Annotated in this window: 6 protein-coding genes, 1 pseudogene and 1 other annotated feature; all 7 genes and pseudogenes read right to left on the minus strand. The window is 54.8% G+C overall.

The features are described from left to right. Positions 1-1,912: leucine--tRNA ligase (gene leuS / locus HMPREF9412_RS00325; RefSeq protein WP_009589237.1), on the minus strand; the 1,912-nt coding region annotated here is incomplete at its 3' end. Positions 1,913-2,001: 89 nt separating this feature from the next. Continuing rightward, positions 2,002-2,262, minus strand: a binding site (T-box leader). Between the two features lie 40 nt (positions 2,263-2,302). Next, the gene (locus tag HMPREF9412_RS00330; RefSeq protein ID WP_009589236.1) at positions 2,303-3,184 is read right to left on the minus strand and encodes an AraC family transcriptional regulator; all 882 of its coding nucleotides are present in this window, start codon (positions 3,182-3,184) and stop codon (positions 2,303-2,305) included. Between the two features lie 85 nt (positions 3,185-3,269). Continuing rightward, positions 3,270-4,343: a Gfo/Idh/MocA family protein gene (locus HMPREF9412_RS00335; protein ID WP_009589239.1), complete on the minus strand. Its 1,074-nt coding sequence runs from the start codon at positions 4,341-4,343 to the stop codon at positions 3,270-3,272. 23 nt (positions 4,344-4,366) lie between these two features. Continuing rightward, positions 4,367-5,536 carry a Gfo/Idh/MocA family protein gene (locus HMPREF9412_RS00340; RefSeq protein WP_009589235.1) on the minus strand — a complete coding sequence of 390 codons (1,170 nt, stop codon included), beginning with the start codon at positions 5,534-5,536 and terminating at the stop codon, positions 4,367-4,369. Between the two features lie 25 nt (positions 5,537-5,561). After that, positions 5,562-6,428 (minus strand): sugar phosphate isomerase/epimerase family protein, encoded by an 867-nt coding sequence (locus HMPREF9412_RS00345; protein WP_009589241.1) that lies wholly within the window; start codon positions 6,426-6,428, stop codon positions 5,562-5,564. 434 nt (positions 6,429-6,862) lie between these two features. After that, positions 6,863-7,633 (minus strand): class I SAM-dependent DNA methyltransferase, encoded by a 771-nt coding sequence (locus HMPREF9412_RS00350; protein ID WP_009589238.1) that lies wholly within the window; start codon positions 7,631-7,633, stop codon positions 6,863-6,865. Positions 7,634-7,674: 41 nt separating this feature from the next. Further along, positions 7,675-7,889 (minus strand): annotated as a pseudogene (locus tag HMPREF9412_RS00355) (MarR family transcriptional regulator); the annotation flags it as partial.

Here is a 7,889-nt window from a genome sequence, read left to right on the forward strand (position 1 = left end):
CGCGGGAAAGGAAACGGTGCGTTCCTTCAACGCCGTTGGTGTTCCATGGCTTCGTCGCTTCCAGCGGCCCCATGAACATCTCGTATACGCGCAGCGTATCAGCGCCATACTCGTTCACGATATCGTCCGGATTGATGACGTTGCCGCGGGATTTACTCATTTTCTCATTGTTGTTCCCCAGGATCATGCCCTGATTGACCAGCTTCTGGAAAGGCTCCTTCGTATCGACGACGCCCAGGTCATACAATACTTTGTGCCAGAAGCGCGCATACAGCAAGTGAAGCACAGCATGCTCCACGCCGCCGATGTACAGGTCAACCGGCAGCCATTCCTTCTGCTTCTCCTTGGAGCACAGTTCATCATGGTTATCCGGATCGATGTAACGCAGGTAGTACCAGCAGCTGCCGGCCCATTGCGGCATCGTATTGGTTTCGCGGCGGGCTTTCATACCCGTTTCGGGATCAACCGTTTCCACCCACTCCGTCACGTTGGCCAGCGGCGATTCGCCGGTGCCGGACGGTTTAATCTGATCCACATCCGGCAGAAGCAATGGAAGCTGATCTTCCGGCACGGTTTTCATCGTTCCGTCTTCCAGATGCAGAATCGGAATCGGCTCGCCCCAATAGCGTTGACGGCTGAACAGCCAGTCGCGCAGACGGTAGGTCACCTTCTTCTTGCCCTTGCCCTCTTTCTCCAGCCATTCATTCATCGCCTGAATAGCCTCTTCATTATCCAGCCCGTTCAGGAAGCCGGAATTCACGTGCGCGCCGCTGCCGGTATATACTTCCTCCTCGACGTTTCCGCCTTGAACGACTTCAATGATCGGAAGACCGAATTGCTTCGCAAACTCCCAGTCCCGGCTGTCATGTCCCGGAACCGCCATAATGGCCCCCGTGCCGTAGCCGGCAAGCACGTAATCCGCGATCCAGATCGGCACCTTGGCGCCGTTGACCGGGTTGATGGCATACGCACCCGTGAATACGCCGGTTTTATCCTTGGCCAGATCCGTCCGCTCCAGGTCGCTTTTACGTGCTGCCTGATCCTGATAAGCCTTCACCGCATCGCGCTGATCGGCTGTCGCAATTTTGTCCACGAGGTCATGCTCCGGTGCCAGGACGCAGTAGCTTGCCCCGAACAGCGTATCCGGGCGAGTGGTGAACACCTCCAGATGACCATCATACCCTTCGATGTCAAACCGGACCTCGGCGCCCGTGGATTTGCCGATCCAGTTGCGCTGCATATCCTTCAGGCTTTCGCTCCAGTCCAGCTCGTCCAGATCCTCCAGCAGGCGATCCGCATATTCGGTAATGCGCAGGATCCATTGGCGCATCGGCTTGCGTACGACCGGATGGCCTCCGCGTTCGCTCTTGCCGTCGATGACCTCTTCGTTCGCCAGCACGGTGCCGAGCGCTTCGCACCAGTTTACCGGAACCTCGGCCACATAGGCCAAGCCGCGTTTATAGAGCTGGATAAAGATCCACTGCGTCCATTTGTAATATTCCGGATCGGTGGTGCTGATCTCGCGGTCCCAATCATACGAGAACCCGAGGGATTTGATCTGGCGGCGGAACGTATCGATATTCAGCACGGTGAACTCACGAGGATGTTTGCCCGTGTCCATCGCATACTGCTCTGCCGGCAGGCCGAAGGCGTCCCATCCCATCGGATGAAGAACGTTGTATCCGCGCATCCGCTTGTAGCGGGACACGATGTCCGTTGCCGTGTATCCCTCCGGGTGTCCTACGTGCAGGCCTGCGCCCGATGGGTACGGAAACATATCCAGCGCGTAAAATTTCGGTTTGGATGAGGCATCTTCCGTTTTAAAGGTTTTGTTCTCATCCCAGTATTGCTGCCACTTCGGTTCGATGGCCTGCGGCTGGTAGCCGTGGCCGGTTGGTTGATTGTCCGTCATACTTCATTGCTCCTCCTTCGCAGTCGAGAGGCAAGGCCTGCGCCATTGCCCAAAAAAACAAAAAAACCTCATCATCCATAGCGTTGATCGCTAGGGACGAGAGGTTTGATTCCCGTGGTACCACCCTAGTTAGCCAAAGGCATGCTTTGCCTTTCGCTCCCTTTGCATCCTTATCGCGGATAAGACGACGATGCTTCATCGGCCGATGCTGCCGGAATACAGCCCTCCGACGGCCGGGTTAACACCATTGCTCCGAGGCGAGTTCATCCCTATCGTCAACCGGTTTTCACCAGACACCGGCTCTCTGCATGATCGAAATTGGAACGATTGATCCTCATCATCGCGTTCATATTACCGTTTTAATGTGGCTATTATACCCAAAAAGCGCGGTCAAGTCAACGAAAGCTCTTCTCCGCTTCTGCGGTAATATTCCGGCGTCGTCCCGACCATGGCCTTGAACATCCGGCTGAAATGGGCCAAATGCTTGAAACCGGACGCCTGGCTGATCTCCGTTATGCTCAGATGGGGGTGGAGCCTAAGCATGATTTTTGCCTGGTTGATCCGCCGGTGATACACATATTTGAACACCGTCGTTCCGGTCACTTCCTTGAATAAGGAGGATAAGTAGTGCTTCGTGATATGCATGTCGCGGGCGATTCCCTCCAGCGTCAGATCCAGCATATAATTTTCCTCGACAAACGAGACGACATGCTGGACATGCCGCTCCTTCTCCGAGATCGCGTCGTGATCCTGCACGGCCGCCTGGCACCAATCGGCGATGACGTACATCATCTCCTGGATTCGAAGGGTCATCCGCTCCTGGCGAAACCTGGCCGTGGAGGACGACAGGCGGTGTATGTCGGCCAGCATCCCTTCGAATTCTTCCCGGTTCTCCCCCGTCAACGTCATGCGGTGATTCCGCAGCGTTTCGAAGGGGTCCAGCAATATCGATTTGGCCGTCTCCGAAAGCCCCTTGCAGATCCAGGCCGGATCAAAATGCAGAATGCTCCTTACATATCTGGAATCGGGTTCAACATTCGGACAGTGCAGCGTAAGCCCGTTCATCAGGAGCAGATCCCCCGGTTTCAGGGTAAACACGGAATCGCCTATCAAATACGTGCAGCGTCCCTCATGGAAATAATAGATTTCATAAAAAGCATGCGAGTGAAACTGCCCTCCCGACAGCGGCTGTTCATTGTAATAGGTCAGATCGAACGGCGCTTGAAGCTGCATGCGGTCAAAGCCTGGCATCATATCGACAGATGAGGTCATTTTAGAGAATCGTCCCTTTAGCGATTTTGGAGTTGTCTAACCCCCAACCCTCAACGTAACGGGGTTTTCTCTATTATAAATCATTTTACGGAATGCGCACGGCTTCATTTTGGGCAATCACGCACAATTCTCCGGCCTTGAAGGCATGCTCCTGGGACATGGCATGTTCCGTGCGTTCCAGGCAGTCCAGAATAAGCTCCCCGAAAAACGGATAGCCCACTTTCCCCTGAAGTTCCATATGAAACTCTCCTTCGCCGTTAACCAAGTACAGATGATCCCCCTGCGGATGCCTTGCGATATCGATGTATTTGCGAAGCTCGATGTATCCTTCCGTTCCCAGAATAAAGGTTCTGCCATCGCCCCAAGTGCCAAGTCCTCCGGGCGTCAGCCAATCGACGCGGAAATAATTGGTGGCTCCATTGTCTCCCACCAGCGTTGCATCTCCAAAATCCTCCAGCTCGGGGTATTCCGGATTCGCATAATTGCCCACCTTGCTGCTGATCACCTTGGCATCGCGGCATCCCGCATAAAACAAAAATTGTTCGATCTGGTGGGAGCCGATGTCACACAGGATGCCCCCGTACTGTTGATGACGGAAAAACCAGTCCGGGCGGGAGGACGCATTCAAACGGTGCGGTCCTGTTCCCATCACTTGAACCACTCGCCCGATCGCCCCGTCCTGAATCAGCTTCCCGGCATGGACGGCACTCTCCACATGCAGCCGTTCACTGTAATAGACCATGTATTTCTTGCCCGTCTCCGCGGCTTTCGCGCGTGCAGCGTTCACCTGCTCCAGCGTGGTGAACGGCGTTTTATCCGTGAAATAATCCTTGCCGTGCGACATGACCTTCAGGCCGAGCTCGCACCTCTCCGAAGGAATGGCGGCAGCCGCCACCAGATGAACTTCGGCATCTTCCAGCACCTGGGCCTCGGAGGAAGCCGCGGCTGCCCCCGGGTATGCCTTGCAAAAAGCCGCAACCTTGGCGGGGTCTGGGTCATACACCCACTTCAGCGTCGCCCCGGCCTCAATCAAGCCGTTGCACATGCCGTATATATGGCCATGCTCCAGCGACATGGCTGCAAAAATAAATTCTCCGGGCTTGCATACCGGCTGGGCCTTGCCCACCGGCGCATAGAGCATTCCATTGCTTCGGTCCATACCAAGAGCCTCCCGATTGTAATTTAATAAGCGCCAAACGTCTTGCTCATATCCACCGGCCCGATCTCCTTGACCGTTTTCCTGGTGGACGAATTCGCTATCCGTTCTTGCAGCATCTCGTAATACAGATCCTCATCCAACGGCAGGTCGACCCAATTGTCGGTCCAAGTGGACAGGTGCATGGCATTGGATAGGGTCAATCCGTGGATTCCCTCTTCGCCCGGCGCAATCAATGGCGTTCCGTGCAAAATGGCGTCCGCAAAGTTCTGGATGATGCCGTTATGCTGCGGATTGTCTCCCGAGATCGGCACCTCGCATTTCCAGCATTCCGGTTCGCCGAAGCCCCCGGTATACTGCTGATTGAACTCCGGTTCAGGCACCCGAAGACGCCAGAAGGTAAGCTTGCCGTCCTCGATGACGATTTTACCGCGGTCTCCCGTCACTTCATACCGGTTCGTGCCCGGCGCTTCCCCCGTTGTCGTTATGAAGACGGCCGTGGCGCCGTTCTCGTATTCGGCATAAGCCGTCACGTCATCTTCCACTTCAATGTTCCGGTACTTGCCGAAGGAACAAAATGCGCGGATTCGCTTCGGCATCATGCCGGTCGTCCACTGCCACAGATCCAGCTGGTGCGGAGATTGGTTAATCAGGACGCCTCCGCCTTCTCCCGCCCAGGTAGCGCGCCATCCGCCCGAATCGTAATAACTCTGTGAGCGGTACCAATTCGTGACGATCCAATTCATCCGCCGGACTTCGCCGAGCTCGCCGGCCTCAATGAGCTCTCTAAGCTTTTTATACAGCGGATTGCAGCGCTGATTGTACATGATCGAGAACACTTTGCCGCTGGTTTCGGCCGCGCGGTTCATTTCCCGCACCTGCTTCGTATACACGCCCGCCGGCTTCTCAATCAGGACGTGGAGTCCTTGATTCAGGCACGCGATCGCCACTTGAGGATGGGCATAATGGGGCGTTGCAATAATCACCGCATCGATCTCTCCCGAAGAGATCATAGCATCCGCGTCACTCCAAATTTTCACGTCCGATGGGAGCGTAGCCCGCGCTTCTTCCTGCTTGGCCGCGTTGAGGTCGCATATGGCGCTAAGCCGCGCCCCCGAAATCCGCCCCGCTGCAAGCGATCTGGCATGCGAAAAACCCATCCCCAGTCCGATAACCCCTACTCTTACCTGTTCCATATCTATCGCCTCCTTCATAAGTGTCCTATACGCTTTGTTTATGGTCTGCCCACATTTTCATCTGCTCGGCAAAACGAAGCAGCATCTCCCTGGATTCAAACGTCCCGCTAAAATCCTCGATTCCGTAGTAACCTTCGTAGCCGACCGATTGCAAGTCCTGTATGACCTGCTTCCATGGGACGGCCCCTTGGTCAAGCGAGACCCATTCTCCGGACCAGGATGCCGAGCTTCCATCCTCGGAAGGCGTTTTTCGATAACCCCCGTTTTTCACATGGACATGAGCCACGTAGGGACCGAGAAGCTCCAAGCCCATCCGGTAGTTCTCGTAACCTTCATGGACCATGTTGCCCGGATCATACAGCACGCCGATATGCTGCGGATTGAAGTGGGATACGAGCCGGTGCGTCAGTCCGGCGCTCGGAGTGATCGTAAGATGATGGGTTTCCACCACGGCTTTAACCCCGTAAGCGGCAGCAAGATCCTGCACCTCATGAAGGTAACGGACCGCCTGGTCGTACAGCTCGTTGTAATTGCGCGTTCGGTTATATCCCGGAATCCCCACACGAATGAAAGAGGCTCCGATCAGCTTGGCCGCTTGCATGACCTTCTCCGTCGCTTCCACGTCGCCGCAGGTCAGATAAGGAACGACCGCAAGACTGCGCCGGCCATGCTTGTCGGCTGCTTGCTTAAACCTGAGCCAATCTTCCTGCGTGCCGTTCGGATCGATGGAGCAGCGGTTATGCCCCCAGAAGGAAGGCTTCTCTTCGGCAGCCTCTGCCGGAATTTCCTTGAAGCGCCATTCGATCCCTTCGATACCGGCATCCGCCGCCGCTTGGGCCAATTCCTCCGGCAGTAAATCAGGGGTGGCGACCGTAAATACGGACAGTTTCATGATCATTCATCCTCTCTCGACCAAATTTATTAGTTTATGCATCATTTGACCAACGTTGAACTCATATGATGTCATTCAGTGCGTTCCGGCAGGTCAAAAGCCTCCCGAAAGATAGCGCTCTCATATCTGCTCATCCTATCTATCCCCCATCGTAGCACAGTCCCGAAAGCAAACCCATATCCCTTCCCATGAACCTTAACCACAGTCAAATAAAGCCGAAAAGAAATGTCTTTGAATATAATGAGTCGCCCATTGACGCAAGAACTGAGTCTATCGACGTGTTTCTCTTGAGAACAGACCGCGATGAGCCGTCGCATCCGCAGCGATTTTTGAAAAATTCCGGACTCGAAGTATAGGCACTCTTATATAACCAAAAAGGCACCTCCTCCGTCCTGAATAGACGAAGAAGCGTGCCTTCTCCTAAGGGTATTCGTTTATTTTACGGCAACGTAGAACAGCCTGGATGCATCCTGACCCGCTTCCGTCCACTCAAAATCGGCATAACATTTCACGTCCCGGAATCCGGCCTTAATCAGCTCAACCTTCATCCATTCCGGGTCATATCCCCGCTGGACATGCGTTTCTTCAAAGCGGCGGTAGATCGTTCGGTCTTGGTCATCCCGTGCAAAAATGGAGAGGTGATGTTCAATCTCCATCCGGCGTTCATCCAGGTCGCATGTCCATATATAGGACACTTCCCGTTCATCCAGAACAAATGGCTGCTCTTCGTCGTATCGCAGCAGCGTATTGGGGTGATGCACGTCAAACAGGAACGTGCCGCCTTCCTTGAGACCGTTGTAGGTCCTTGCAAAAGCGGAGCGGATGTCCTTCTCCTCCAGCAGGTAGTTCACACAATCACAAAATGAAATGACGGAATCCACCTGCTCGGGGAGCTCCCAGGAACGCATATCCTGCTGCACCCAGCGGACGCTCCCTTCACGGAACAAGCGATGTCCCTGAGGCGTGCCCTCCAGCTTGCGCCTGGCAACCGACAGCATATCCGCTGACAGGTCAATCCCCGTTACTTCAAAACCGGAGTTGACGAGCGGTATGGTGATGCTGCCTGTCCCGCATCCGAGCTCGACGACGCTTTTTGGCATTCCGTGCTTCTCCCAGGCGGTTCTCGCAAAGCGGATCCAGTCCGGGTACGGCATGTCTTCCATGAGTTGATCATATACGTAAGCAAACTTGCGGTAAGACAACATGATGACACCACTTTCTTAGAAGCTTCCCCTGCGTTGCCGGGTTATTCGTTTGAACCGGAGTTCTCCTCTTTTTTAACCATATACGTCCAGCTGTCCTTCTGCGTAACCAGCCCATCCTTCATCAGCTTGCCAAGGGCGCGTTTAAAGGCGGATTTGCTGATGCCGAAACGCTGCTTGATGATGTCGGGCGGCGTTTCATCCGAATACGGCATCGCATGGCCGGGACGCTCCTGCAGAAAAGCAAGCAGCCGGTCTG

The sequence above is a fragment of the Paenibacillus sp. HGF5 genome, assembly GCF_000204455.1.
Taxonomy (GTDB): Bacteria; Bacillota; Bacilli; order Paenibacillales; family Paenibacillaceae; genus Paenibacillus_AQ; species Paenibacillus_AQ lautus_A.